Below are 348 nucleotides of genomic sequence, written 5' to 3' on the forward strand. Positions count from 1 at the left end.
GCTCGCCCAGTCGCCGACGCCGAACGTCGTGGTGTCGGCGACGCCCAGCGTCACGTCATCCGCGCCCGCGAAGAGCACCGGGTTCTCCCCCGCCCGCGACACCGCGAGCTGGGCGGAGAGGGATGCCGGCGGCAGGAGCAGCGCGGCGAGCACGACCGCCGAGGACACGATGCCGCCGGCCACCACGCCCGCCGTCTGCAGCGTCCGGCGGCGGTGCGCCGCAGCATCCGAGCCGGAGGCTCCGTGAGTGTGGTCGTGGTCGCCCTCCACGCCGAGCGGCAGGGTGCACGACCAGACCGCGGCCGCGAGCATCACGACCGCCGCCAGGCACGCGAACCACACGGTGTC

The 348-nt window shown here is 75.6% G+C and carries 1 protein-coding gene; it reads right to left on the reverse strand.

The features are described from left to right. Positions 1 to 348 (reverse strand): hypothetical protein (locus KI686_RS15980; RefSeq protein WP_237590323.1); only part of this gene is annotated, 348 nt, incomplete at both ends.

Source organism: Polaribacter sargassicola (assembly GCF_021991835.1).
GTDB classification, from domain to species: Bacteria; Bacteroidota; Bacteroidia; order Flavobacteriales; family Flavobacteriaceae; genus Polaribacter; species Polaribacter sargassicola.